A 24,928-nucleotide genomic window follows, 5' to 3' on the forward strand; every position below is an offset into this window, starting at 1 on the left:
TTCAGGGACGCATGGCCAGGCTTGGCAAGCGCACACCGCCACGCACGACGAACACGGTCTGCGGCGGATAGGCCGCACACGCGCCGCCGGCGGATACCCCGCCGTCGGAGCAGACGTTCCCGGCCAGTTCCCGCTCGCTGGCGGTGTCCTCGGCCTGGGCGGCCGAACCGCTATTGCCCGCATTGCCCTTCGCCCGAGTACCGCCCTGGTCCACCAGCAGGAGACCGCCGTCCTCGACGCCGTAGTCAGACCAGTCAGCCGGTTTCGGCTGGGCCGGATCGAGCTCCGGGGCATGCGGCGAATTCTGCTGCGCGCCAACGCGGGTTGCATCGGCGACGCTCTGCCGGACGGCCTCATAGTCAATGGAGGAGGTCACGGTGAGGTTGGCGTTGGCCGGATTGCTGACGATCAGGTAACCCAGGTCAGCCAGCCCACCGATGTTGATCAGGTGCGAGCCCGGGCCGGAAGTCCCCACCGAGTACAGCGGGTTGCCGAGCATCTGCTTGGTGTCGCCGTTCCACAAACCGTTGGCGTCATAACCGCCGATACCGCCGCCGTCGAAGGTGGTGCTGCCGTCGAACACCTTGGTCTGGGTGGTCGTACCGTTGGTTGAAACCACCAGGGCCGGTTGCTCGCGGTACACGGCATGCACGCCGCTGTTGCCCAACGCCCTGCCGAAGTTGCTCTGCTGCTCGTCGCTGTTGTAGCGGAAATTGCCGCTGCCATTGCCGACCACATCGACCATCCGGGTGCTACTGGCAAGGCTGCCGGTGTAGATCACCGCCCGGCCACCAACGCCGGTGGACACCGTCACGCCGGCATCAGCCTTTACATCACCGCCTGCGGCCACGCCCGCCGAAGCCGATTGACCGGCGTTGAGCACGATCGCATCGGAAGCGTTACTGGTGGTGCTGACGTTCTCGGCTAGGGTGATGTTGCCGGTCGTCGTTACGACCTGGACCTTGCCGGAGTTGCCGATGCCGACGATCTGATCCAGCTGGGTGCCGTCCAGTGCCGTCTCGGTCAACCTGCCGACGGTGACGTCGCTGCGGTTGACGAAGTTGACGTCCTTCGCTCGGCTGGCGATATCGCCGACCCAGTTGCTGGCATTGCGCAGGTCGAAATCACCGCCCTTGAGTGCCAGGCCATCGGCGGTGATATTGCCGTTGGCATCCTGGGTGGTCTTGCCGCCGATGTTCAAGAACACATTGCCGCTGGTGGCCAGCCCTTCGTTGATCGCCAGATCGCCTTGGGTGCCGATGCTGACGTCGCCGCTGTTGTTCACTCCAGTCGTGGTTTTGACCAGATTGCCGTTGCCATCGGTTTCAGTCAGCGTGCCGACCTTCAGATTGCCGGTGTTATTGAACGCGACCTTGCCCGCCTCACTGGCGATATCACCGACCACGTTGCCGTTGTTGCGCAACTCGAAATCGCCGCCGTTAAGCGCCAGGCCATCGGCAGTGATATTGCCGTTGCCGTCCTGGGTGGTCTTGCCGCCGATGTTCAGGAACACGTTGCCGCTGGTCACCAGCCCTTCGTTAATCGCCAGATCGCCTTGGGTGCCGATGCTCACGTCGCCGCTGTTGTTCACGCCAGTCGTGGTCTTGACCACGTTGCCGCTGCCATCGGTTTCAGTCAGCGTGCCCACCTTCAGGTTGCCGGTGTTGTTGAACGCAACCTTGCCCGCCTCGCTGGCAATATCACCCACTACGTTGCCGTTGTTGCGCAACTCGAAGTCGCCGCCGTTGAGGGCCAGGCCGTCGGCAGTGATGTTGCCGTTGCTGTCCTGCGTGGTCTTTCCGTCGACGTTGAGGAACACGTTGCCGCTGGTGGCGAGCCCTTCGTTGATTGCCAGATTGCCTTGGGTGCCGATGCTGACATCACCTGTGTTGTTCACGCCGGTGAGGCTGGTTTGCGTGCCGTCGGCATGGGTCGCGGTCAGCGTGCCCACCTTGAGGTCGCCGCTGTTGTTGAAGCGGACTTTGCCCGCCTCGCTGGCGATATCGCCGATCACGTTGCCCGAATTGTTCAACTCGTAGTTGCCGCCCAGCAGCACCAGGCCACTGGCATCCAGCTTGGCCCCGACGTCGCTGGACTGGGTGGTGTTGCCCCCTACTTCCAGGGTGATGATGTCGTCGGCACGGGTTTCGCCATTGTTGGCGTCATCCCGTGGGCCGTTTTCGATGGTGATGCCTTTGGCCAGCGTCAGGTCGTGATCGGTTTTCAGGGTGACCGCCTCATCGGAGGTAATCCCCACGGTGCCGTCCACGACGCCCACCGTCAGGTCGCCGTTGCCGGCGAATTTCAGGCTGCCGACATCCGCGGCAATGACACTCACGTCATGCCCGCCCTTGCCCAGGTTGAAGTCACCTTCGCCGCGCAAGGCCAGTTCGTCTGCGGTAATGGTCGCACCAGTTGCCTGGGTCGCGCCTTTGCCCGCGTCGACGCTAAGGGTCAGGCCCTTGCCGGTGGCGCCGTCTTCATCGTTGCCTTCGGGGTCCTTGAGCGCCAGATTGCCCAGCAGGTCCAGGACGCCGTTTGCGACCAGGGCCAGGTCGTCCTTGAAGGTCGCGCCCTCGTCGTCGACGGTGATGTTGCGCGTCTTGTCGTTACCGATGACGACCTTGTCGAAGCCATCCTGGATATTGGCCAGGTCGGCGTCGGACAGCACCAGCGGATCGTTTGGCCCGGTGACTTCCGGATCGTCGCTGCCGCCCAGGTGGATATCCAGGCCATCGGTCTTCTGCTGGAGGGTGAGGCTGCCGCCACCGGCGACGCTCGCGGCGAGATCGATTTCGTCGGCGGTCAGGCTCGTATCGCCCTGGGTGACCAAGGCCTGGCCGACGGTGAGGGTGTCGGAGACAAGGTTCAGGTCACCGGTCTGGGTCATGCCGGCAACCGGTACGCCTTGCGGGTTTGCCGGAGTCTGGCTGTCGGGAATGGTCACAACGCCAACGGTCAGGTCATCGACATCGGCAAAGCTGACCGTGCCGGTGTTGCTGGCGATGGTATTGACGTCGTTGCCGGCTTTGTCCAGGTCATGGACGGCACCGTTACCCAACAGCACCAGGCCATCGGCAATAATGGCGCCGCCAGCGGTCTGGTCGATCTTGCCGCCATTGCTTTGCAACGCCAGCACCGGAGCCGGTTTGTTGTCGTCGTTACCGGTGCCCGGTGCGTCCGCCAGGGTCAGTTGGTCATTGATGTGGATATTGCCGGTACCGGCATCGAGGACCAGGCTGTCGTTGAAGCGCGTCTGCTCGATGACATTGATGTCACCGGTCATGTCCGCGCCACCGATCTTGACGGAGGTGAACCCGTCGCTCAGTGCGCCGATGTCGGTGCCGGTCAGCTCCAACGCTCCGGGGGCATCGCCGGTGCTGCCGCCCACGGCAATGTTCTTGCTCGGGGTGTTGGTTTCAAGGGCGATGCTGCCGTTGCCGGTAACGCTGCCAACGCCACCGTTGAAGTTGATATCGTCCGCCTTGATGGCCAGGTTGTTATCGGTGCTGTTGAGGCTGCCGTTGAACGTGATCGAACTGCCCTGCAGGCCCTTGCTGCCCGAGGTGTTGGTCTTGATGTTGTCGACGTACAGCGAGCCACCGACCTGCTTGCCGGCGGTCTGGTCGAAGCTGCCGGAAACGAAGACGAACTTGTATGTGCCAGCCCTATCAGCCGTTGCCGTGCGGGTTTGCCAATTCACCGCGCCGGTACCGTTACCCGTTTCGTTCAGGATGATCTGGTATTCGCCGGTGTTGACGTTCAACAGATAGCCGAAGACATCGTAGGTGTCGCCGCCCGCGACCGGTTTGTAATCAAAACTGACCGCTTCCCCTGCCGCCAGCGAAACCGTGCCCTCGCTCACGACCGAAGGGCCGCGCATGATGCAGCCGGCGGGCGCGTTCAGGCAGTTGGAATTGTTCTCGGTACCCAGCAGCAGCGCAGCGCCGCCGTCCTTGCCCTGGCCAGCGGCGGCAACCGGGGTGAGCGGTTTGTAGTTCATGTCACCCTGGTCGCCAGGCGAAACACTCGGCGCATTGCCGTTGGTTGGCGAGGTGGTCGGGAGCGTCGGGTCATCCGGCGATACCACGCCGTCGACCACGGTGACGCCGGTGAAGAACTGGGCGATGGACGTCTGCCAGCCGACCAGGCCGTTTTCGAAGTCGGCGTTCAGGAACTGCGAAGTGCCCAGCTCGACGGCGCCGGTGTAGACCTGCTCGCCGCTGGTGAAGACTTTCGCGCCGTTGATATAGGTTTTGCCGGCGCCACTGGTGGTCGCGTACAGCGAGCCCAGCGCGCTGTTACCGCCGACCATGTCGCTGAAGATGATCGAACCTGAACCGGCATCGACGCGCAGTTGGCGGTTGTTGGCTACCGCGTCGGAGTCCACCACGCCGGCAAACACGACGTTGCCGCCGTTGCTCTTCAAGCTGACGTCGGTGTTGAGCGCGATCTTGCCATTGAGGATCAATGCCAGGCTGTTGCCATTGCCGGCGCCACTGGCGTCGATATCACCGTTGAGGAAAATATTGCCGAAGACGTAGCGGCCGGTTCCTCCGTCGTTGTGCCCGGACTGCAAGGTCAGCGTCCGCTCGCCGCTGATGCTCGACGGGGTGTAGTCGCCATTCCAGTGGATGCTGTTGTCAGCCTTGATCGCGACGTCGGTGCCGCCGGCCAGGGCCGTATCGATCGCGTTGAAGCCAACCGTGGCTTCTGTCCCGTTGGCGCCGCCGGTCAACCCTCCGTTACCCGGCCCCACCGTGACGCTGTCCGGGTCTAGCAACCACAAGCCGCCCTTGCCGTTTTTAGCCGAAGCATCGGCCGCCTTGCTCACCGCCAGCTTCGCACCGCTGGTCTCGATCTTGCCGCCGTCGCCGCCCTTGGCGCCGCCGGTGGCTTTCAGGGTGCCGTCCACGCGGGTCACGCTGCCCGGTTTCTTGACATCCGACCAGGCCACCACGGTACCGCCCTTGCCGTTGTCGGTGGCCGATGCGTCGAGCACGGCACCTGCGGCGATGGTGGTCTGGCTGGCCTGTTTGATCGACGGGTCCTTGCCTTGCCAGCTGCCGCCCACATTGATTTCGCCGCCACCCTTGGCGCCGGTGGCGTCGAGCACGGCGCCTGCCTTGATCGCCACGCGCTCGCCAGTCACGACGATCTTGCCGCCCTTGGCGGTGTCGGAGGACACATCGATACGCCCAGCGACTTGCACATCGCCATGGTCACCCATCAGCGTGACCAGGCCGTTTTCACCGATGTCCAGGGAACGTGCTTCGATCAACCCGGTGTTGTTGATGACGGTGCTTGCGAGGGTTTCCGCCGCACGGGCGGTCAGCAGGATGCGCCCGGCATCGGCACGAATGGCGCCGCCGTTTTCGATCAACGCTTGAAGCGCGCCTTCTTTCACTTCCAGTTGCACCGGCCCGCCCAGGTCGAGCGTCACGACACTGCCGGCGCCGAGCAGGACATTGCCCTTGTGCGCGGTGATATTGCCTTCGTTGACGATTTTTGCGGCGATCAAGGCAACGGTGCCGCCTTGCGCTGCATTGATGTTGCCCTGGTTGACCACCGAGGCGGCACTGTTGCCACTGAAACGGTAGTTGCCAGCGAGGAAATCTTCGGTGCTCAAGTTGAGCGTGGAGGCCACCAGGCCGCCCACATCAACCTGTGCGCCGGGGGTAAACAGTACGCCGTTGGGGTTGACCAGGAACACCTGGCCGTTGGCTTTCAGCGCGCCCTGGATCACCGATACATCCGAGCCCAGCACACGGTTCAAGGCGACCGACGCCTTGCCAGGCTGGACGAATTCGACGGTGTTGCCTTTGCCGATGGAAAAGCCCTGCCAGTCGATCGCGAGCTTGTCGCTGCCCTGATGGATGGCCATGTTGTTGCCATTCTGCTGAATGCTGCCGTTACCCGCGACGATGTTCCCGCCGGTGGGCAACGCTCCCGCCGCCGCTACCGAGGCGAAAAGTCCGCCGCCCACGCCGATGACGAGGCTGAGCGATGTACGGCTTTTATCCTTGCCGTGGCTCTTGACCAACTCGGATGCCACCTGCCATGCGCCCATCACGGCATTCCAGACGACTCGGTAAACTCTGTTCATTTTTGTTCACTCATCCTTAATACGGCGGGCCGTGCCATGACGACCAGGCGGTTCGCTGTCGACAAATCAAATGGAAAACCGCCTCCGGACGGATGACGGCTCGAAAATCCCACAGTGCTCCGCGCCATCATCTCTGCCGCCTGCGGAGCGCACCTTTGCTTGAGCGCCCGCGGCTTTTGATTGAAGGGATCGAGTGAACTTTTTTCACAAAGGGTGGGTAAAGTGCGCTGGAAGGAGGCTGGTCGCCTCGTCGTGGGCGACCTATGCTGACGCGGTCCCACTTCGACAGGCAGACGTTGATGATCCGATGCAAGCGCGCCTACGAAACCGCCAGCGCCGAGGACGGCGTGCGGGTTCTGGTTGATCGCCTGTGGCCGCGCAATTGCCGCAAGGATGCGCTGGCGATCGATACATGGCTGCCAGAAGTTGGGCCTTCTCATGAGTTGCGCAAGGCGTTCAAGGCGGGGGCGGTTTCGTTTGCCGAGTTCGATGTGGCGTATCGACGAGAGCTGGCGGCCCGGCCGGAACATTGGTGGAAGTTGGTGGATATCGCCAGGGACGGGAAGCTGACGTTGATCTATGCGGCCAAGTCGCCGGTTGAGAATAATGCAGTGGTGCTGGCGCGGTGGCTGGAGGACGAGGTGGAGAAGCGGGCGGATTCGAGTTCGCCGGTTTGTTATCTGGGGGAGTTTCCGGGGCGTTGAGTGGGCCGGGTTGGGGCTGCTGCGCAGCCCAGCGGGAGCAAGCTCCCTCGCCACGGGGTCGGTGGCTGTCCTTGTCACCTGTGGGAGCGAGCTTGCTCGCGATGGCGGTAAACCAGCCGCCATTCAGGTTGCCTGTCCTGCCCCTATCGCGAGCAAGCTCGCTCCCACAGTAGTCTGTGCTCGACCAATCAATCAAAATCGGCTTATTGGTTTGCTTGAGGTTGGTGGTGTGCAGCTGGGATACGCAGAGAAACCATAAGGAAACAGACGTGATGGCAGCTCGTTTTGATCCATTGGTTCATATCGATTGGAAAACACCGGGCAGCGACTTGCTCGGGCTCTTGCAGCATTACTATCCCGACGTCGGTGTGTTTGCCGGCCCGGGGTTCGAGGCGTTGTTGGATGAGCTGTCCAACGAGATGCCCGAGGTCTGCTTCGAGGCGTTGGCACCGGTGTTGGCGGGTCAGGGTTATGACTTGTGGAACCTGGATGCCGGTGGCGACGATTATCGGCCGGTGATTTTTCCTTCCGATCAGCGTGAGGCGTTTGCCCAGCATTGGCAAAGCCCTCGCGGGGAGCCCAGGTTCACGGCGACGTTGATCGAGCCACCTGCGGTAAAAGCGCGCAAACCGGCCAAACCCAAGCGCGGTAAAGTCAAGTGGTTGCAGGAAGTCCATGACTATCCCGGCCCCACCTATGTGCATGAATACAACTACCGCAACGGCTGGGCCGCGATTACCGAGCAGGACGAAGACCGTTGGCTGTGCTTTCTGATCGACTACAACCAATGGCCGCCCGCCGAACAGGACATGCTCGATCAGCGCACCGATGGCGTGGACGGCGCCGATCTGCGGCTGATCGACGCCAACGCCCAGCGCAGCCTGTGGAGGCGCCAGATCAAACACGGCGATTACAGTGCGGATGATCGGTTCAAATACGAGGTCCTCCGGGGCGATGCCATCAAGGATTTCGGCCCTGCCGAAATGCAATGGCAGGCATTCGAAGAGCCTTGTGTCGTGATGGATGAGGAGATTTTCGAACGTCAGCGCATTTACCAGCCCGAGCATCTGACGCGAATCTGGCGGATCACGGGGGACAGCAGCGAGGTGATCTTCGAGGATTCGGAGGAGCTGACAATCCTGCCCATCGGCCCCCGTCGCTTGCTGTTCATGCAGCACAACGGGAAGCGCTGCTGGGTCTGGAACCTGGACCCGCCGCACCAGGCCGTCCCCGCCAAACCGATGCCAGCCGAAGCCTACAAGCTGCGGCCAGCCACGGCGTATCTGGGCGGTGACGAGATTCTGCTGTTCAGCGAAGGCGCGCGGCAGAACCTCGAGCACGCGGGGTATCAAGAGACAGTGTTGCTGGCGTGGCGCTTCAACTTCATCACCGGCGCCAAGACCCAGGCGACGCTGGACGGCTTCGGCAGTGAGCTGCGCCAGGACACCCGCCTGCTGGTCACCCAGCCCAAGCAGGTGATCACATTGCGCACGTTTCATGGACAACTACACGTCGCGCGTGGGCATGGCGACTGGTGGGTTTGGAGCTATCGCGCCAATACTTTCGGCACACACACGCTGGCGTGGTTGTGGAACCAACGGAGCAACCAGGTGCTTAAGCTGACGTCCAAGGACCTGCCGCGGATCAAACCGGAGATTCGTTATGTGCCGGCGCAGGATCGGTATCTGGCGTTCGAGACGGAGTTTGTGGCGCGCTTGCCGGTATTCAGCGACATGGTCGAGGCCAAGGGTTGCGAAGTGTTGAGCTTCGAGTGAGCCACCGCTGCCGCACCGCGATCCGTTGAACCACATCAATCCCGTGGCGAGGGAGCTTGCTCCCGCTCGGCTGCGCAGCAGTCGCAAACCTGCCGACGTTTTTTTCCTGACACACCGCCAGGGGGCTGCTGCGCACCCCAGCGGGAGCAAGCTCCCTCGCCACGGGGGATAATGTGCTGCCAAGCAACCTGCGAAACCCGCGCGCCGGTGCGACCGGCCAGACATATGCCGCAACGGTCCTTGCATTGCCGGTCATGGAGCGCCTCACCAGAATTGCCCGCCTACTTGAAACGCAAAGGAACGCAATGCGCTTGATAAGGTGGGGGGAAAAAGGCTTTGAGTCGACCGTGGCTGCCGATGTTGCCGCGCTTACGGTCGAGAGCGCGCTGATGAACGGCTTCACCGTCTATGGGCCGGATCAGTTTCGAATACACTCGAGAATCCACGGAGGCATCGATATCGTCAAGGCCGTCAGGAACGGCGACTTGTTATTGGTGAGCATGGCGTTCGTCGGCTCGGGCGCTGGTTCGATGCCGCGCCAGAAACCGGAGCCTGAACCGGTTCGCAGGCGCCCGGAACGATGGCCGCAGCCCAAGCCACGCGAAGACCTGGTGTTTGCCAAATCCTGCAGCGCGGAAAACTGGTGCAACACAGGCGCCGGCACCACCCGCGAACCGGCCTCGAATTTCGGCCGGATCATGGTGGCGGGCGCCATGCTCATGCCCTCGGCGAGTACCGCCATTGCCTCGGCCCTTGGCGCTGACCTGGCGCTGGGTCGCATCGCCGGCGGCGGGATCATGCAACAGCGCCTGACCTGGGCGCTACGCGGCGCCGGCGGCCCAGCCAGCGTCTTCGTCCTGGGCATGCTCCCGGCCAAGATGAACGACGGCACGCTGTACACCGATGACCAGCTACGCCGCCTGAGCCACGCCACCACCCGCGTGCGCTTCCAATTGCGCCGCGATGCCGAAGGCGTGCTCCAGGTATATGGCATCCACAGCGGCCCATCCGGCGACGACTCGGTGCGCACCGTACAGGTGACCTGGAACGCCGACCAGACCGCCATGGAAGCCAAGCTCAACGACGTCACCCTTATCTGGACGCCCCAGGAGACCCCGCATGGCTCGCTTCCGCCGCTGACCTATCCGGAGGATATTGGCAAACAGCTGGACACGATCTTCGTCCATCCGATAGCGGAGGATGTCGACAGCCAGATTGATGGGCTGCCGGGGGAAGACATCACGGCCGAAGACTGGATTCTGGTGTTTCCGGCGGATACGGGCTGAAGTCGCTTTATGTGGTGTTTACCCGGCCTTTTGGTGGGGATCATAGTTATCATCCTGCTCCGAAATTGCTGGCTGCTTTTCCTGATGCATTCAAAGTAGATTCCAAATCGAACGTACAAGGTGGCGGGGGAGCTCGCAAACGCTGGAAGGACCGCAAGGGGCGTATTTATGAATGGGATTACGAAAACGGGCGCGTTGAGCTATACAACAAACAAGGCTCGCATTTAGGGGAGTTCAAGGCCGATACAGGCGAGCAAACCAAGCCTGCCAAACCTGGCAGAAGAGTAGAGAAATAAGGAGCGATTATGCATTTGTGTATAAGTGGTTTTTTAATAGACAGTAAGAAAGATGACTCAATAAAATTCGAATTTGTTCCTGACAAAAAATTTAACGATCAAATCGTGCAGCTCTTAGGCCATAAGGATTTTTACGCAATGCCCGCAGGGGAATGGTTGCTTGCGGTGGAGCAGGCAGATCAAATATCAGAGCTCATTGGATATTCGTTACCAACAGAATTAAAGCTGTACATCGGAGTCGAGGCCTAGCTCGAAATGGAAGTGTTCGACAAACAGAGGAAGTTATTCGCCAAACATTGCCTGAAAACCTGGACCTTTTTATCGGAATAAGAGCGTAATCCAAGAACAGCGAAGAGGCGGACGATACATACGAGGTGGAACCTTGAAATACATTGTTGAGGCTTTTGACAGATCGAGCGAGCTCCTGGCATTTGAGGTTGAGCTCCCCGGAAACTGCGACGTACGACTGAAACAAATCATGGGGTGGACGGCGCCCCAGCGTGGCGATGAAGGTTATGACCTGAGCCCCAGCCAAGCCGCGGCTATTGAAGTACTAGTCGGCAAACCATTTTACGACCACGATCATATTTTCCAGCTCACCTGCAACATTGATTGAGGAAATACGTACCGAGTGAATTTGGAAATTACCGGCTTTTTTAATGAAGACCACGAGGACGATTTTATTCAGTTCGAACTCGACGTGGATTCCAAGTTTGAGCCAGCGATCATGGCTATTTTGGGCTGGGAGAGCTTGGCGAACGAGGTCGTCGGCGAATTGCCCTTAAGCATTGCGCAGGTTCGAAAAATAGAATGCGTAATACAGCAACCACTACCTGAAAATCTCGACTTGTTTATCGGGGTACGGCCATAACATTGGGGCTGCTACGCAGCCCAGCGGGAGCAAGCTCCCTCGCCACGGGTAACGGCAATCATGCCGGATCAGCTTTTGCCCACCACTACCGCACCGCCTCCCCCTGTGGATAAACATCACTGACATTCAGCGATAACTGCGCAGCCACTTCGTAGCCATCGGCCTTGGTGAAGTTCAACTGGAATTCCTGGTACGCGGGGCCCTTCGTCCAGCGGTTGACTTGCAGGTCCTGATACCGGGAGCTTTCTCCCGGCGCAAGCTGCCCGAACTGTGGATAACCCGCGTCGGCAAAAATCCTGTCTGCGTCGAACCAGTCCAGTTCTTTTCCGAGACTCACCGCGGGTCCCACCGCCGCCCACGCCTCTGGCGTGACTTTCTGGCCAACGTCGAGGAAGAGCACTTTGCTTTCTTTCGCAGCGATCAGGAATGGCAAGGTCATCGGCATTCCCGTGGAATCGAGCAGCTTGGATTTCATGCCGATGTACTGCCCGCCGCCCTCTTCCCGGCGCTCCCATATTCGCCAGTCAATGACGCTTTCCGGATTGAAGCTGTTGTTAGTGAGGATGATCTTGTAACGCTGTTTGAAGAGTACCGGGAAGTCGGCGTGGGGCTTGAAGAACGAGATTTTGTCGTGTTCAGCACCGACACGGACAATGATCGGTGTCTTGCGACTGGCGATGCCGTCCTGGTATTGCTGGTAGCTGAAGTAGGCGGACGCGATGGAGACGACCAAGGCGAGTGTTGCAATGACATCCGTTCGGGTGAGGGTCTTGAACCATTTGATCATGGGTGGCTTATCCGGCACTGAGTGGAGTCCATCGACTATTTCCCTCGACCACTGCTGCGCGCCGCTGTGGCCGCACGCTCCAGCGCTTCGCTGAAGACTCGCTGCTGGTCGTCGTCGAACTGCGCCAGGAACAATTCGTCCACCGCCTCTTCGTAGATTTTCCACATTTTCTTGCGCAGCACTTTCCCGCTCTCGGTGATGGCGGCGTACGCCCCTCGGCCGTCATCGCTGGCGCGGCTGCGGGTGACCAGGCCTTCCGCCTCCAGGCGGTCCACCAGGCGGGTGAGGTTGTAGCGCTCGATGGCCATGACATCGGCCAGTTCGCTCATCCGCCGGGCGCCGTCGGGGCCGCTTTCCAGGCCCCATAACGCGTCGTACCAGGCGTAGGCCGGCAGTCCGGCGGCCGCCAGCCGACGCTCGATTTCGCGGATCAGGCAACGGTGGGCCCTGACGAATCTGAACCAGGTATCCGGCTCGCTGGATGACATGCAGCACCTTTCTCAAGAAATCGATTTAGTTGCAATTGTAGCGCGCGGCAGGCTAAGTTCTGGCACGTAGTTGCAAGTGCAACTACAAAATTCTCGAAGGTTGGCGTCGACCCACGCCCCTTAGTCAGGCACCAAACGACTCGGTGCTGCTGCACTGTCCAGGAGACGACAACGATGGCACAACAATCCATGTTTCTCGACGAGGATCCACAAGAGACTCGCGAATGGCTCGAATCCATTGAATCGGTGGCGAGTGTCGAAGGGCGCTCTCGTGCCCACTACCTGATCGATCAGATGCTTGATTTCGACGCCAACCGCCACGGTGATTTCTACGGGCGCGTGACGACGCCCTACGTCAATACCATCCCGGCCGACCGCCAGCAGCCCTACCCCGGCGACCTGGCCGTGGAGCGCCGGATCAATGCCTATATCCGCTGGAACGCGCTGGCCATGGTGCTGCGCGCCGGCAAACATTCGAACGTCGGCGGGCACATCGCCTCCTACGCGTCGGCGGCGGTTTTGTATGACGTTGGCTTCGAGCATTTTTTCCGTGGTCGCACCGAGCAGTTCGCCGGTGACATGGTGTACATCCAGGGCCACTCGTCACCGGGCATCTATGCACGCGCCTATCTGGAAGGACGCCTGAGCGAAGAACAGTTGGATAACTTTCGCCGCGAGACCGACCGCGACGGCGTTTCGTCCTATCCGCATCCACGGCTGATGCCTGACTTCTGGCAGTTCCCGACAGTGTCCATGGGGCTGGGTCCTATCACGGCCGCGTATCAGGCCCGGTTCATGCGCTACCTGGAAGATCGCGGCCTGAAGGAACACCAGGGCCGCAAGGTCTGGGCGTTTCTCGGTGATGGTGAAATGGACCAGCCGGAATCCCTGGCGGCGATTTCCCTGGCGGGCCGGGAGAAGCTCGACAACATCATCTTTGTCGTCAACTGCAACCTGCAACGCCTGGACGGCCCGGTGCGTGGCAACAGCAAGGTGATCCAGGAATTCGAAAGCCTGTACCGGGCGGCCGGCTGGAATGTGATCAAGGTGATCTGGGGCAGCGGCTGGGATGCCCTGCTCGAGAAGGACAAGAGCGGCCTGCTGCGCCAGCGGATGATGGAGTGCGTGGACGGCGATTATCAGAACTACAAATCCCAGAACGGCGCCTATGTGCGCGAGCACTTCTTCGGCAAGTATCCAGAGCTGCTGGAGCTGGTCAGCGACCTGAGCGACGACGATATCTGGAAGCTGTCTCGCGGCGGCCACGACCCGGAAAAAGTCCACAACGCCTATGCCGCCGCCATGCGCCACACCGGCGGGCCGACCGTGATCCTGGCCAAGACCGTGAAGGGTTTCGGCATGGGCGAAGCCGGCGAAGGCCAGAACATCAACCACCAGCTCAAGAAAATGGGCGACGACGCGGTCAAGGCGTTCCGTGATCGGTTCGGTCTGGAACTCAGCGATGACCAGCTGGGCGACATGCCTTACCTCAAGCCGGCCGCGGACAGCGTCGAGGCGCTGTACCTGCAAGCCAGGCGCAGCCAGTTGGGCGGCTATATCCCGGCCCGTTTTAATGCCGTGGCGCCGTTGCAGGTCCCGCCTTTGTCGTCGCTGGATACACAACTCAAAGGCACTGACGAACGGGCGATCTCTACCACCATGGCGTTCGTGCGCATCCTCGGCACGCTGCTCAAGGATCCGAACATCGGCAAGCTGATCGTGCCCATTGTCCCGGACGAATCACGGACCTTCGGCATGGAAAGCCTGTTCCGCCAGATCGGTATCCATTCCCACGTCGGCCAGTTGTATACGCCGCAAGACGCCGGCCAGTTGAGCTATTACAAGGAAGCCCGGGACGGCCAGATCATGCAGGAGGGGCTAAACGAGTCCGGCGGGATTTCTTCATGGATCGCCGCGAGTACGTCCTACAGCACCCACGGCGTGATGACGGTGCCCTTCTACATCTTTTATTCGATGTTCGGCTTCCAGCGCGTCGGCGACCTCGCCTGGGCCGCCGGTGACGCCCGGGCTCGCGGCTTCCTGCTCGGCGCCACCTCCGGCAGGACCACGCTGATGGGCGAAGGCCTGCAACATGACGACGGCCACAGCCATGTGCTGTCCTCGACCATCCCCTGCTGCGTGTCCTACGACCCGACCTACGCCTATGAATTGGCCGTGATCATCCAGGACGGCATGCGGCGGATGTATGCCGAAAACGAAGACATCTTCTATTACATCACCGTACTCAACGAAAACTACGCCCACCCCGCAATGCCCGAAGGTGTCGAGCAAGGCATTCTCAAGGGCATGTATCGGCTCTCGGCGCCTGAAAAGCCTGTCGAAGGCAAGCATGTCCAACTGATGGGCTGCGGTTCGATTCTTCAGGAAGTGGTCGCGGCGGCGCAGTTGCTGGAGCAGGACTTCGGCGTCAGCAGCGAAGTCTGGAGCGTAACCAGCCTGACCGAACTGCGTCGCGACGGCCAGGAAGCCGAACGCTGGAACCTGCTGCATCCCGAGCACGCGCCGCGTATCGGTTATGTGGAAAGTTGCCTGCAGGACAAACAGGGGCCGGTGGTGGTCGCGACTGACTATATGAAGATATTCGCCGACCAGATCCGCCCGTTCGCACCCAATCGACGCTTCGTAGCCCTCGGCACCGACGGTTTCGGCCAATCGGATACCCGTGAGTCATTGCGCAGGTTTTTCGAAGTGGATCGTCACTTCATCTCACTGGCGGCGTTGAAGGCCTTGGCCGATGACGGGAAAATTCCCCGGGAAAAAGTAGCGGAGGCAATCAGGCTCTACGGTATCGATCCGCAAAAGCAGAACCCTGCGAAGGTTTGATCTCCACGAGAGACCTGCGGGAGCGAGCTTGCTCGCTCCCGCAGGAGTGGGTCAGGCGCTCAATTGATTGAGCCAACCCAGGCTCTCAGCAGATCCGGCATCTCCTGCACGCAGATGAGGGAAAAACCGAACCCTCCGCTTTGAAGCAACGTGCACAAACCGCACCACCGTTTTTCATGGGAAATATCAAGAATTTTGCACGCTATCAAAACTAATGATAGCGTGACGAAATCGTGATACGGCAGGATAACCCATGAGTACTACCAGCCACGACCATGGCCTCATCGAGAGGCGTGATCTATTCGAGCTCAAAGTCTACGTAGAAAGCGTGCTTGGTCTAAGGCTGCGCCTGAAGCCATGGGAAAACGTAAAGATCCTCCCATATGCGTTGCGTAACCGATACGAGTTTTTCGTCACGACTATCTTCGACGCCCAGTGCCTTATCCTGAAGGAACGTCCACAGCGCGAAGCCAGTGTTGCTGATGTCGCAAAGCATATCCAGGCCATCCACAACCTCCAGGCCCACAACAAGTTGCCCGAGGCTGGCGATCTGATGATTTTCGTCACCGACACGCTCCCCAGTTATGACCGCAAGCGGCTGGTGGAGAAAGGCGTGCAGTTCATCGTGCCGGGCAATCAGCTTTTTCTTCCGGCCTTTGGCATGGATTTGCGTGAGTACTTCCGCCAGCGTCTGGACAAACCCGAGGCTTTGAGCCCTGCCACCCAAGCCATGCTGATTCGATACCTTATCAAAGGATGGCATCATCAACTACTGACCACTCGCGCAGCCTTCGAGCAATGCTTTAGCTACGCAAAAATGACCGTCACCCGAGCGATCAAGGAACTGACAGACTTGGACATAATCAAGCCTGGAAAAGAGCTGGGCGAAGCCGCGATCATTTTCCATTTATCGCCCAAGGAAACCTGGGAAAGAGCGAAAGAGGCCATGCGCTCGCCGGTCAAAAAAACACTTTGGCTCAACGCAATTCCGGAGGCGTTCGACACGCCAATGTTGGTGGCAGGCGAAACGGCCCTCGCGGAGATGAGTCTTCTCGCCGGCCCTAAAGCTCTTTGCTTTGCAATGACGGCAGCGCAGTTCGATCAGATTCGAGCGCGCGCGCAGTCTGAAATGAATGCAGCCTATGGGGACACCTTCGGCGCTTGGAGCTCAACTTCAAAAACGACCCAGTCGAAACCCGGGGCCACGGCGCCCTATATTGAGGTGCCGCAAAACCATGCGGTTTGTTGCATTCAGCTTTGGAGTTATGAACCACCCCGCAGCACGCTCTCCAATGGAACGGTAGATCCCTTTTCTCTCTATCTGAGCCTCAAGGATGACCATGATGAACGCATACAAATGTGTCTGGATGAAATGATGGGGAATGTGAAATGGTAGTGGGTGTCGACCGGTTTCGAGAGTATTTCAAGGACTTCCAGAGCAGTTACGTTCTGATCGGTGGAGTGGCCGCCTCGATTGCCATGGAGGAACTCGGTGTGGCATTTCGACCGACCAAGGATCTGGACATCGTGCTGGTCGTCGAAGCCCTTGACCGTGAGTTCGTCGGGCAGTTCTGGAAGTTCATCAAAGACGGCGGCTATACCATTCGCCAGAATGGGGACAGCGAGAGGGCCTCCCCTGTCTTTTATCGTTTCCAAAATCCTGTGGACAAGTCTTTTCCTGTTCAGGTCGAGCTTTTTTCTCGTGTCCCGGACGGCCTGGAACACGAAGACGCAGCCCGACTGACCAAGATACCTGTGGAAGAGCAAGCTGCCAGCCTGTCTGCAATTATCCTGGATGACGAGTATTACGCTTTTCTCCTGGCCGGCATCGATCATACCCAGGAGATCAGCCACATCGGTGCCGACCGGCTCGTTCCTCTCAAAGCCCATGCCTGGCTCAACAAGAAGGCGCTGCTTGAGCAAGGCATTGCGGTGGACAGTCGCGATATCAAAAAGCACTTCAGGGATGTGATCGTTCTTGCTCTCGGTCTCACTGAGGGAATGACCCAGCTACCGGAACGACTGGCACTCGATATGAAGTCGTTTCTTTACCAGGTGCCTACCGAGCTCGCGTCAAATCCTCAAGTCTACAAAGGGGTGGACGGCGACCGCTTGATCAAGACTATTCAAGAAGCCTTCAGCCTCGTTTGAATCATTTTTTCACCACACTATCAGCCCTGCTGATAGCGTGCTGAAATGTTGTTTCAAGTCCTGGCTAGAGCATCAGCGCGACATCGGCCCTACCGCTTCGCCTCGCCCTATGGATAAACATCACTGACATTCAACGACAACTGCGCCGCCATTGCGGAAAAGAAGAGGGTATTGCCAGCAGTCCAGCGGCAGGTGATGGACGCAATAGTGGCATTTTAGTAGCATTCGCCACTTTATCGATCCTTCAAGGATGACCTATGCTCGCCCTGCCTCGCTGTCCTGCCCCGTTGTTAGTATTGTCCGCGTTGTTTGTATTGCTCGGCGGTTGCAGCGTCAATGGCAGTTACCCCGATGCCATCGAACCGGACGCCGCCAAGTTGAGGTTCGTCGCCAATACCAGCAACGCCACGCTGGATTATTTCGACGCGGCCCATTGCGATGGACAAACCACGGGCATCCTCAACAATATGCTGTTGAGCGATACCGCGCGGCGGGTGGGGATGAGCGTTCCGGCGCCCAAGGATGCCAGGGGTTATCTGGAGGTCAAGCTCAAGCCCGGTGAGCAGATTCACCTGCGCACCAACATGAACAGCGGTTATGCCGTGTGTGGCAAGGGCTTCAACTTTACACCCGAGGCCAATGCCGAATACGAGGTGACGTTCAAGTCCGAGAAGAACTTCTGCCTGACTCAGTTGCAACGTTTGCAACGGGTCGACGGCAAGGACGTGCGCACACCGATCCCGATCCTGAAAAAAGACTTTCCCGCCTGCTCCGGCCGCAATGCGCTGTTCCCCAAGACCTACCCGGACACACCCCATCGCCTGGAATTGATGAGCCGGGTCATCGATAAAAGCCTGGTCGTCACGGTGAAGACGGATCCGGCCAAGGAAAAAGTCGAAAGTTATTCGCCAGAGAAACTGGACACCCTAATCAGCGAACGCAAGGCCAAGCTCGGTTTCGACCTGCCGGCTGACTACTGGACGCTGTACCGGGAAAATCTGAAGTCGTTTGGCGATGACATGGCGCAGAACAAGACGCACTCGATGGAACGTTTCAAGGAGGAATACCAGACGCGTCTCCGACAGCTGAAGGACGAGCAGTTGGAGCAATGGGCGTTACCCAAAATCGCCAATGCCAAGCCGGAGAAAGCCGAGACCGACCTGGACGTTGCGATGATGGTGGAGTACTTCCGGATCGGGAATGGGGTGACGGTCGAAGCGGTAACTCGTCACCTGGAAAGGATGGCGCAGATGGACGAGCATTACGGGGTATGTGCGCGGTTTACGGAGTGCTGGAAGCGCAATTAGCAAGAGGATGGGCCGGCCGCCTTCGCGAGCAAGCCCGCCCGCCCCCGCAGGGTCTGTGGTGCGAACTATTGCTTCGCCAATTCTACCGCGCCCCGGACCCGCTGCTGCATGTTGATCAGATGCAACCGCATCGACGCCCGCGCCGCTTCGCCGTCCCGTCGCGCCAATGCCGCGTAGATCTGCTCGCGTTCACGCACCACCAATGCTCGATTTTCAGTTGCCATCGCTGGCAGCGCCTGCTGGACCACGGCGATCAGGGTATTGCCGACGTGCGCCATCGCGTCGATAAAAAAGCTGTTGCCGGTGCATTGGGCAATCTGCCGATGAAATTCGAAATCCGTCCGGGCGCTGTTGTCGTCCGTTGCGTCGGCGGCATTCGCCGCATCCAGCGCTTCGCGCATTGCCAGCAACTGCTCCGGCGTGGCGCGTTGCGCAGCGATGCCGGCCGCTTCCACTTCCAGGCTCAGGCGCAGTTCGATGACGGCCAGCGCGTCATGGGCGCCGCCCTTGATGTGCTTGCCGCCCTGGAAATCACCCGGGCGCGCGGTGTCGACGACGAAGGTGCCGATGCCATGGCGCGTCTCGACCAAGCCTTCGGCCTGCAGCCGCGACATGGCTTCGCGGACCACGGTCCGACTGACGCCGCGCTCCTTGATGATCACCTGTTCGGTCGGCAGTTTGCTGCCCGCCGGCAGCTCGCCTGCGAGTATCTGCTGCGTCAGGTCGACCACCAGTTGCTGAGTCATGCTCAGGCGTCGATCGGTTGTGACACGCTCCATTGCACCTATCCATCAAGCCAGACGATCGCGGCATTATAGCCGCGACCTTGGGCCAAAACTCACTATAATGCCCGCTGATCACACTAGAGCACGCCGATGACGGACCAAGCGTTATCTCCATTGAACAAGCCGCGCCGCCTGGCCGAAACACTGGTCGACCGTTTTGCCCAGCGCATGCGCGACGGCATTCTGAAATGCGGCGAAAAGCTCCCCACCGAAGTGCACATCATGGAAGCCGAGGGCGTCAGCCGTTCGGTGGTGCGCGAGGCGCTGTCGCGCCTGCAGGCGGCGGGGTTGGTCGAGACCCGCCATGGCGTCGGTACGTTTGTCCTGGATATGCCGGCACCGGAGGGGTTCACCCTCGGGCCGGCGACGATTGCGACGTTGTCGGACGTACTCAATTTGCTGGAGTTTCGCCTGAGCCTGGAAGTGCAGGCCGCCGGCATGGCCGCCGAACGCGCCACGCCCGAAGCCCTGGCCGAACTGGCCCAGGCGCTGGAGGCGTTGCTGCAAGGGCCGGAAAAATCCGGCACCACGATCAACGCCGATTTCCAGTTCCATCTGAAAATCGCCAAGGCGGCCGGCAATTACTACCTGATCGACATCATGAAGCACCTGGGTACAAAGCTGATCCCGCGCACCCGGATGAACTCCGCCTACTCCGGGCAAAGTGATCGCAGCGCCTACCTGCAGGGGATCAACGCCGAACACCAGCAGATTTTCGATGCCATCGCCAGCCGCAATGCCGACGCGGCGCGGGCGGCCATGTACCTGCACTTGAGCAACAGCCGCATGCGCTTGTGTGAAACCCAGCAACGCCAGGCGTTCTACAACGAATAACCTTTGTTCCCTGTGGGTGCGAGCCTGCTCGCGAAGACGGGGGCACATTCAATGCTGATGCAAGCGGGCCCACCGCTTTCGCGAGCAGGCTCGCTCCCACCCTGATCTCCAGTGTTCATTGCATTTACATACACAACAAAGCCCCTGTGGGAGCGAGCTTGCTCGCGAAGGCGGCGGCACATCCAACATCACCGCCCCAGACAGACCGCTATCGCGAGCAAGCTCGCTCCCACAAGTTGATCCCGGTGATCTCGCGACTCAGAAAAAGTTGTATTGAATACCCACCCGCAAGCGCAACTGCCGATCGCTGTCCACCGAATTGACCTTGATGTCACCGACCTCAAAGAACGGTGCCCAACGCTTATCCCACTTGTACTTGACCACGGCATTCTGCTCATAGTCGTCAGTACCGCCGTTGTAACGAATGTAATCGGCATCGAAGTAAGTCAGTTGGTATTCATAGGCCCACGGTCCCTGGTTCGCATAGTTGATGTAGACGTCGTAGCGATGGATCGTCTGGTCGTCCTGGCCATTGTCCGGCACGTCGTGATCCACCTTGTCGCGGTCCAGTTTGCTGGCGTCGTAACGGTAACGCCCGGCGATGCTCAGTTCCTTGGTGATCTTGTAGCCCAGGCGCAAGCCCATCTTGTAGGTGGTGGACTCCTCGTCGCTTTCCATGGCGAACGAAGGCGTCAGCGTCCAGCGGTCGTCGATCTTGTGCTGGTAGTTGACGGTGAACTCATGGCCGCTGCCGACAGTGTTGTCGAAGGCGACATCTTCCCGATCCCCGGCGGTCTTGTATTTGAGTTCGCCTTCCAGGCCCACACCGTTATCCAGCCTGATGCCGAACTTGGCGCGGTCGGCGTGCATGCGGGTCTTTTCGGCGTATTGATGGCGAACGTTGATGTAACCGGTATCGGCCTGAGCGACAACCGAAGTGAACAATGAAGCGATCGACAAAACGGTGAATATCTTTTTCATGTTTTTTATTCTTGTTGGTTGAAATCAATAGTTGGGGTTAACGTCAAATCGCAGGCGAGCGCGTGCGCGCATTGAAACTTGCGGTTCAACGTGTGCGGCGGTTTAAAACAGTTACAGCGGCTTGGTTACTTCATACGGCGATGGGTATTCGCTGTATGTCGCGACTGGCTTGCACCAGCAAACGGGTGTACTCGTGGGCGGCGCCATCGCCCGCCAGCAGCTGGCTGTCGAGGGTTTCCACCACCCGGCCCTGTTGCATCACCGCCAGCCGATCACACAAGTGCGCAACGACGGCCAAGTCATGGGTCACCATCAGGTAGGTCAGACCTTCCTGACGACGCAGATCAGCCAGCAGATTGAGAATTTCCGCCTGCACCGAGACGTCCAGTGCCGAGGTTGGCTCGTCCAGCAGCAATACCCGCGGGCGCAGGATCAGCGCCCGGGCAATCGCCACGCGCTGGCGCTGGCCGCCGGACAATTGATGCGGATAACGAAAGCGGAAGCTGTCGTTCAAGCCGACCTTGCGCAGGATCTCGCTGATCTTTTGCCCGCGCCCGTCAATGCCGTGGATGCGCAGCGGTTCCTGCAACGCGGCGTCGATGGTGTAGCGCGGATGCAACGAAGCGTAGGGGTCCTGGAAAACCATCTGCACGGTGCGGTAGTGGTCCAGCGGCAGCTTGCGCGTCACCGCCCTCCCGGCGATTTGCAACCGTCCCGTCCAGTGCTGGTACTGTCCGGCCAGGCAACGCAGCACGGTGGTCTTGCCCGAACCGGACTCCCCCACCAGGCCGAATGCCTCGCCTTCGCCAACGCTCAGGTCGACGTCGTGCAATACCGCGTTCAGTGCCGCGCCGGTGCCAAAACTGAGGTTCAGGCCGGCGATTTCGATCATGTTCATGACAGGCTCCTCAAGCGTTCAACCAACGTGGGTCGCGCTGCAGCACCGGCAGCGTGGCGCGCGGGTGGTCCAGGCTTGGCAACGCGGCCAACAGGCCTCGGGTATAGGGATGGATGGCGTTATCCAGGTCAGCGGCGGCAATCGACTCGACCACCCGGCCGGCATACATCACCAGCACGCGATCACAGAAATGCCGCACCAGGTTCAGGTCGTGGCTGATGAAGATCAGTCCCAGGTCACGCTCGCTGACCAGCTCCTCCAATACGTTGAGCACCTGCCGACGCACCGACACGTCCAGCGCCGAGGTCGGCTCGTCGGCGATGATCACCTGGGGATCGGTGATCACCATCATGGCGATCATGATCCGCTGGCCCATGCCGCCCGAAACTTCATGGGGGTACAGGTCATAGACCCTTCGAGGATCACGGATGTGCACCTTGCCGAGCATGTCCAGCGCCCGTTCGCGGGCTTCGCGATGGGGCACCTTGTGATGGGCGAGATAGGCTTCGGCGATTTGCTCGCCGACTCGCACCACCGGGTTCAGCGAGTACTTCGGATCTTGCATGATCATCGACATGCGCGCGCCACGAATCGCCTGGATCTGCTTTTCGCTGGCCTTCAGCAAATCGATGTCGGCAAAACGCAGGGTCTTGGCGGTGACCCGCGCCGTTGGCGGATGCAAGCGCAACAGGCTGCGGCCGACGGTGGATTTGCCCGAGCCGGATTCACCGACGATGGCGAGTTTTTCCCGCCCCAGGTTGAACGACACATCACGCACCGCCAGGGAAGTTTTGCCCGCGTTGCGAAACTCCACGCACAAATCCTGCACATCCAGTTTTATCTCAGTCATGGGAGGTTCCTCAGGATTGGCTGCGGGGGTCGAGGACGTCGCGCAAGCCGTCGCCCAACAGGTTGAAGGCCAGGCTGACCAGCATGATCGCCGCACCCGGCGCCGCCACCAGCCACCAGCTTTCGAGCATGTAGCGCCGGCCAGTGGAGATCATCGCGCCCCACTCCGGCAACGGTGCCTGGGCGCCGAGGCCGAGAAAACCCAGGGCGGCGGCGGTGAGGATGATGCTTGCCATGTTCATGGTCAGGCGGATGATCACCGACGACAGGCACATCGGGATGATATGGCGCAGGATGATCCGGGCACTCGACGCACCTTGGAGCTGCACCGCGACGACAAAGTCGGCGTTGCGCAGCGGCAGGGTTTCTGCGCGAGCCAATCGGGCGATCGGCGGCCAGGCCGTCAGCGCGATGGCAATGACCGCGTGCTCCAGGCCCGGGCCAAGCGCCGCGATGAAGGCCAGCGCCAGCACCAGGCTCGGAAACGAGATGAAGATGTCGGTGATGCGCATGAACAGGCTGTCGACCCAGCCGCCGAAGTAACCGGAGATGGTCCCGACCAACAGGCCGATGGGACCGACGATCACCGTCACCAGCAAGACGATGTACAAGGTGATGCGCGAGCCGTACACCAGCCGGGCGAACACATCGCGACCGTATTCATCGGTGCCGAACCAATGCGCGCTGCTGGGTGCCTGCAACGCGCCGGCGAGGTTCTGCAACAATGGGTCATGACCGGCGATCCATGGCGCGAACGCCGCGACCACCATCAAGGTCGAGACGACGACCAGGCCGGCAAAGGTCATCGGGTTGCGCAGCAGAAATCGCAGCAGCCGGGCGGCGCTGGCAAGCAGCGCTGCCGTACTCGAAGCGGGCAGCGCGGCACTGCCGGCGGCACTGGAAGCAAGAGGCAGATTCATTAGCGAGTCCTCGGGTCGAAGATCTTGTACAGCGCATCGCTGATCAGGTTCAGCGTCACGAAGATGAGGCCGATCAGCAGCACGCAGGCCATCACCGCGTTCATGTCGCCGAGCAACAGACTGCTTGTCAGGTACTGGCCGAAGCCCGGCCAGGCGAACACGGTTTCGATCAGCACAGCGCCCTCCAGCAGCCCGCCGTAGGCCAGCGCGACGATGGTCAACAGCTGCACGCGGATGTTGCCGAAGGCGTGGCCCCAGACGATCTTGCGCTGGGACAAACCCTTGACCCGTGCGGTGATGATGTACTCCTGGGACAGCTGCTCGAGCATGAAGCTGCGCGTCATGCGGCTGATGTAGGCGACCGAGTTGAAACTGAGGATCACCGCCGGCAGCAGGATATGCCGCAGCGCGCTGCGAAAGGCTTCCCAATCGCCGGACCAGGCGGTGTCGATCAACAGCAGCCCGGTGTGCCTCGGAATCAGCCCGTCGTAGGCCAGGCCGATTCGCCCGACGCCACCGGCCCAGCCCAACCAGGCGTAGAACACCAGGAAGGCCATCATGCCGATCCAGAAGATTGGCGTGGAATAGCCGAACAGCGTGATCAACCGCGCGACATGGTCACCGGCGCGGCCCTGATGAGTCGCCGCGTAGACACCCAGCGGCAGGCCCGCCAGCACGCCGAACAGAATGGCCAGGGTCGCCAGTTCCAAGGTGGCCGGAAACACCCGGGCGATGTCGCTGATGACCGGGTTGCCGGTCAGCAAGGCCATGCCGAAGTCGCCGTGGAGCAGGTCGCCGAGGTAGATCGCGAACTGGGTCCACAGTGGCTTGTCCAGGCCCAGCTCCTGATAGACCTGGGCGTAGGCCGAAGCGTCGGCGTCCGGGCCAACGATTGCCAGCACCGGGTCCAGCGGCATCACCCGGCCGATAAAAAAGGTCAGCAGCAGCAACCCCAGCAGCGTTACCGCCACCGAACCGCCGCGCCGGGTCGCCGAAGCGGCCCGGGTTGTCCAGATTGAAAAGGATGCAGTCGACATGTTCATTTC

Annotated in this window: 21 protein-coding genes; 12 read left to right on the forward strand and 9 right to left on the reverse strand. The window is 60.3% G+C overall.

Annotated elements, in window-relative coordinates:
* Nucleotide 1: 1 nt before the first annotated feature.
* Nucleotides 2-6,106, reverse strand: coding sequence for a filamentous hemagglutinin N-terminal domain-containing protein (locus J3P97_RS22160; RefSeq protein ID WP_434672768.1), 6,105 nt, complete (start codon nucleotides 6,104-6,106; stop codon nucleotides 2-4).
* Between the two features lie 299 nt (nucleotides 6,107-6,405).
* Between J3P97_RS22160 and J3P97_RS22165 the strand changes: the two genes are divergently transcribed.
* The 7 genes from J3P97_RS22165 to J3P97_RS22195 all read left to right on the forward strand — a co-directional run bounded on the left by J3P97_RS22165 (nucleotide 6,406) and on the right by J3P97_RS22195 (nucleotide 11,038).
* Nucleotides 6,406-6,810 carry a DUF488 domain-containing protein gene (locus tag J3P97_RS22165; RefSeq protein ID WP_434672769.1) on the forward strand — a complete coding sequence of 135 codons (405 nt, stop codon included), beginning with the start codon at nucleotides 6,406-6,408 and terminating at the stop codon, nucleotides 6,808-6,810.
* A gap of 272 nt (nucleotides 6,811-7,082) precedes the next feature.
* Nucleotides 7,083-8,585, forward strand: a complete 1,503-nt coding sequence (locus tag J3P97_RS22170) for a hypothetical protein (RefSeq protein ID WP_434672770.1) — start codon at nucleotides 7,083-7,085, stop codon at nucleotides 8,583-8,585.
* Nucleotides 8,586-8,890: 305 nt separating this feature from the next.
* Nucleotides 8,891-9,871 carry an S-type pyocin domain-containing protein gene (locus tag J3P97_RS22175; protein ID WP_434672771.1) on the forward strand — a complete coding sequence of 327 codons (981 nt, stop codon included), beginning with the start codon at nucleotides 8,891-8,893 and terminating at the stop codon, nucleotides 9,869-9,871.
* Between the two features lie 11 nt (nucleotides 9,872-9,882).
* Nucleotides 9,883-10,167 carry a colicin E3/pyocin S6 family cytotoxin gene (locus J3P97_RS22180; protein ID WP_434672772.1) on the forward strand — a complete coding sequence of 95 codons (285 nt, stop codon included), beginning with the start codon at nucleotides 9,883-9,885 and terminating at the stop codon, nucleotides 10,165-10,167.
* Between the two features lie 9 nt (nucleotides 10,168-10,176).
* Entirely contained in the window at nucleotides 10,177-10,416 is a 240-nt protein-coding gene (locus tag J3P97_RS22185; RefSeq protein WP_434672773.1) for a pyocin S6 family toxin immunity protein, read from the forward strand.
* A gap of 133 nt (nucleotides 10,417-10,549) precedes the next feature.
* Complete coding sequence (locus tag J3P97_RS22190) at nucleotides 10,550-10,783, forward strand: DUF7683 domain-containing protein (RefSeq protein WP_434672774.1); 234 nt, start codon at nucleotides 10,550-10,552, stop codon at nucleotides 10,781-10,783.
* Between the two features lie 15 nt (nucleotides 10,784-10,798).
* Nucleotides 10,799-11,038: a pyocin S6 family toxin immunity protein gene (locus tag J3P97_RS22195; RefSeq protein WP_434672775.1), complete on the forward strand. Its 240-nt coding sequence runs from the start codon at nucleotides 10,799-10,801 to the stop codon at nucleotides 11,036-11,038.
* 85 nt (nucleotides 11,039-11,123) lie between these two features.
* Here the strand turns inward: J3P97_RS22195 and J3P97_RS22200 are convergent, their stop codons facing one another.
* Nucleotides 11,124-11,825, reverse strand: a complete 702-nt coding sequence (locus tag J3P97_RS22200; RefSeq protein ID WP_434672776.1) for a hypothetical protein — start codon at nucleotides 11,823-11,825, stop codon at nucleotides 11,124-11,126.
* Between the two features lie 35 nt (nucleotides 11,826-11,860).
* Nucleotides 11,861-12,313 (reverse strand): MarR family winged helix-turn-helix transcriptional regulator, encoded by a 453-nt coding sequence (locus J3P97_RS22205; RefSeq protein ID WP_434571933.1) that lies wholly within the window; start codon nucleotides 12,311-12,313, stop codon nucleotides 11,861-11,863.
* Nucleotides 12,314-12,487: 174 nt separating this feature from the next.
* Here J3P97_RS22205 and aceE point away from each other — a divergent pair, with 174 nt between their 5' ends.
* The 4 genes from aceE (at nucleotide 12,488) to J3P97_RS22225 (ending at nucleotide 18,615) form a co-directional block, all read left to right on the forward strand.
* Nucleotides 12,488-15,157, forward strand: coding sequence for a pyruvate dehydrogenase (acetyl-transferring), homodimeric type (gene aceE, locus J3P97_RS22210; protein WP_434672777.1), 2,670 nt, complete (start codon nucleotides 12,488-12,490; stop codon nucleotides 15,155-15,157).
* Nucleotides 15,158-15,410: 253 nt separating this feature from the next.
* Complete coding sequence (locus J3P97_RS22215; protein ID WP_434672778.1) at nucleotides 15,411-16,553, forward strand: hypothetical protein; 1,143 nt, start codon at nucleotides 15,411-15,413, stop codon at nucleotides 16,551-16,553.
* Nucleotides 16,547-17,308: a hypothetical protein gene (locus J3P97_RS22220; RefSeq protein WP_434672779.1), complete on the forward strand. Its 762-nt coding sequence runs from the start codon at nucleotides 16,547-16,549 to the stop codon at nucleotides 17,306-17,308. The genes J3P97_RS22215 and J3P97_RS22220 overlap by 7 nt, the downstream gene beginning before the upstream one ends.
* A 257-nt stretch (nucleotides 17,309-17,565) precedes the next feature.
* Nucleotides 17,566-18,615: a hypothetical protein gene (locus tag J3P97_RS22225; protein WP_434672780.1), complete on the forward strand. Its 1,050-nt coding sequence runs from the start codon at nucleotides 17,566-17,568 to the stop codon at nucleotides 18,613-18,615.
* Between the two features lie 65 nt (nucleotides 18,616-18,680).
* Here the strand turns inward: J3P97_RS22225 and J3P97_RS22230 are convergent, their stop codons facing one another.
* On the reverse strand, nucleotides 18,681-19,394 hold the full coding sequence (locus tag J3P97_RS22230) for a FadR/GntR family transcriptional regulator (RefSeq protein ID WP_434672781.1): 714 nt from the start codon (nucleotides 19,392-19,394) through the stop codon (nucleotides 18,681-18,683).
* Nucleotides 19,395-19,490: 96 nt separating this feature from the next.
* Here J3P97_RS22230 and J3P97_RS22235 point away from each other — a divergent pair, with 96 nt between their 5' ends.
* Nucleotides 19,491-20,234 carry a FadR/GntR family transcriptional regulator gene (locus tag J3P97_RS22235; protein WP_434571929.1) on the forward strand — a complete coding sequence of 248 codons (744 nt, stop codon included), beginning with the start codon at nucleotides 19,491-19,493 and terminating at the stop codon, nucleotides 20,232-20,234.
* A 258-nt stretch (nucleotides 20,235-20,492) separates the two neighbouring features.
* Here J3P97_RS22235 and J3P97_RS22240 read toward each other — a convergent pair whose 3' ends face one another.
* The 5 genes from J3P97_RS22240 to J3P97_RS22260 all read right to left on the reverse strand — a co-directional run bounded on the left by J3P97_RS22240 (nucleotide 20,493) and on the right by J3P97_RS22260 (nucleotide 24,919).
* Nucleotides 20,493-21,215 (reverse strand): oligogalacturonate-specific porin KdgM family protein, encoded by a 723-nt coding sequence (locus J3P97_RS22240; RefSeq protein ID WP_434571927.1) that lies wholly within the window; start codon nucleotides 21,213-21,215, stop codon nucleotides 20,493-20,495.
* Between the two features lie 130 nt (nucleotides 21,216-21,345).
* Nucleotides 21,346-22,113, reverse strand: coding sequence for an ABC transporter ATP-binding protein (locus J3P97_RS22245; protein ID WP_434672782.1), 768 nt, complete (start codon nucleotides 22,111-22,113; stop codon nucleotides 21,346-21,348).
* A gap of 10 nt (nucleotides 22,114-22,123) precedes the next feature.
* Nucleotides 22,124-22,963, reverse strand: coding sequence for an ABC transporter ATP-binding protein (locus J3P97_RS22250; protein WP_434672783.1), 840 nt, complete (start codon nucleotides 22,961-22,963; stop codon nucleotides 22,124-22,126).
* 10 nt (nucleotides 22,964-22,973) lie between these two features.
* Complete coding sequence (locus tag J3P97_RS22255; protein WP_434672784.1) at nucleotides 22,974-23,882, reverse strand: ABC transporter permease; 909 nt, start codon at nucleotides 23,880-23,882, stop codon at nucleotides 22,974-22,976.
* Nucleotides 23,882-24,919, reverse strand: a complete 1,038-nt coding sequence (locus tag J3P97_RS22260) for an ABC transporter permease (protein ID WP_305498912.1) — start codon at nucleotides 24,917-24,919, stop codon at nucleotides 23,882-23,884. Before J3P97_RS22260 ends, J3P97_RS22255 begins: the two co-directional genes overlap by 1 nt.
* Nucleotides 24,920-24,928 lie beyond the last annotated feature (9 nt).

The organism is Pseudomonas sp. R1-15 (assembly GCF_051132085.1).
Lineage (GTDB): Bacteria > Pseudomonadota > Gammaproteobacteria > Pseudomonadales > Pseudomonadaceae > Aquipseudomonas.

Bases quoted from the DNA above. Each gene is read 5' to 3' on its own strand.
- J3P97_RS22160 (WP_434672768.1), bottom strand. From the start codon at position 6,106: ATGAACAGAGTTTACCGAGTCGTCTGGAATGCCGTGATGGGCGCATGG.
- J3P97_RS22165 (WP_434672769.1), top strand. From the start codon at position 6,406: ATGATCCGATGCAAGCGCGCCTACGAAACCGCCAGCGCCGAGGACGGC.
- J3P97_RS22170 (WP_434672770.1), top strand. From the start codon at position 7,083: ATGGCAGCTCGTTTTGATCCATTGGTTCATATCGATTGGAAAACACCG.
- J3P97_RS22175 (WP_434672771.1), top strand. From the start codon at position 8,891: ATGCGCTTGATAAGGTGGGGGGAAAAAGGCTTTGAGTCGACCGTGGCT.
- J3P97_RS22185 (WP_434672773.1), top strand. From the start codon at position 10,177: ATGCATTTGTGTATAAGTGGTTTTTTAATAGACAGTAAGAAAGATGAC.
- J3P97_RS22200 (WP_434672776.1), bottom strand. From the start codon at position 11,825: ATGATCAAATGGTTCAAGACCCTCACCCGAACGGATGTCATTGCAACA.
- J3P97_RS22205 (WP_434571933.1), bottom strand. From the start codon at position 12,313: ATGTCATCCAGCGAGCCGGATACCTGGTTCAGATTCGTCAGGGCCCAC.
- aceE (WP_434672777.1), top strand. From the start codon at position 12,488: ATGGCACAACAATCCATGTTTCTCGACGAGGATCCACAAGAGACTCGC.
- J3P97_RS22215 (WP_434672778.1), top strand. From the start codon at position 15,411: ATGAGTACTACCAGCCACGACCATGGCCTCATCGAGAGGCGTGATCTA.
- J3P97_RS22220 (WP_434672779.1), top strand. From the start codon at position 16,547: ATGGTAGTGGGTGTCGACCGGTTTCGAGAGTATTTCAAGGACTTCCAG.
- J3P97_RS22225 (WP_434672780.1), top strand. From the start codon at position 17,566: ATGCTCGCCCTGCCTCGCTGTCCTGCCCCGTTGTTAGTATTGTCCGCG.
- J3P97_RS22230 (WP_434672781.1), bottom strand. From the start codon at position 19,394: ATGGAGCGTGTCACAACCGATCGACGCCTGAGCATGACTCAGCAACTG.
- J3P97_RS22235 (WP_434571929.1), top strand. From the start codon at position 19,491: ATGACGGACCAAGCGTTATCTCCATTGAACAAGCCGCGCCGCCTGGCC.
- J3P97_RS22240 (WP_434571927.1), bottom strand. From the start codon at position 21,215: ATGAAAAAGATATTCACCGTTTTGTCGATCGCTTCATTGTTCACTTCG.
- J3P97_RS22245 (WP_434672782.1), bottom strand. From the start codon at position 22,113: ATGAACATGATCGAAATCGCCGGCCTGAACCTCAGTTTTGGCACCGGC.
- J3P97_RS22250 (WP_434672783.1), bottom strand. From the start codon at position 22,963: ATGACTGAGATAAAACTGGATGTGCAGGATTTGTGCGTGGAGTTTCGC.
- J3P97_RS22255 (WP_434672784.1), bottom strand. From the start codon at position 23,882: ATGAATCTGCCTCTTGCTTCCAGTGCCGCCGGCAGTGCCGCGCTGCCC.
- J3P97_RS22260 (WP_305498912.1), bottom strand. From the start codon at position 24,919: ATGTCGACTGCATCCTTTTCAATCTGGACAACCCGGGCCGCTTCGGCG.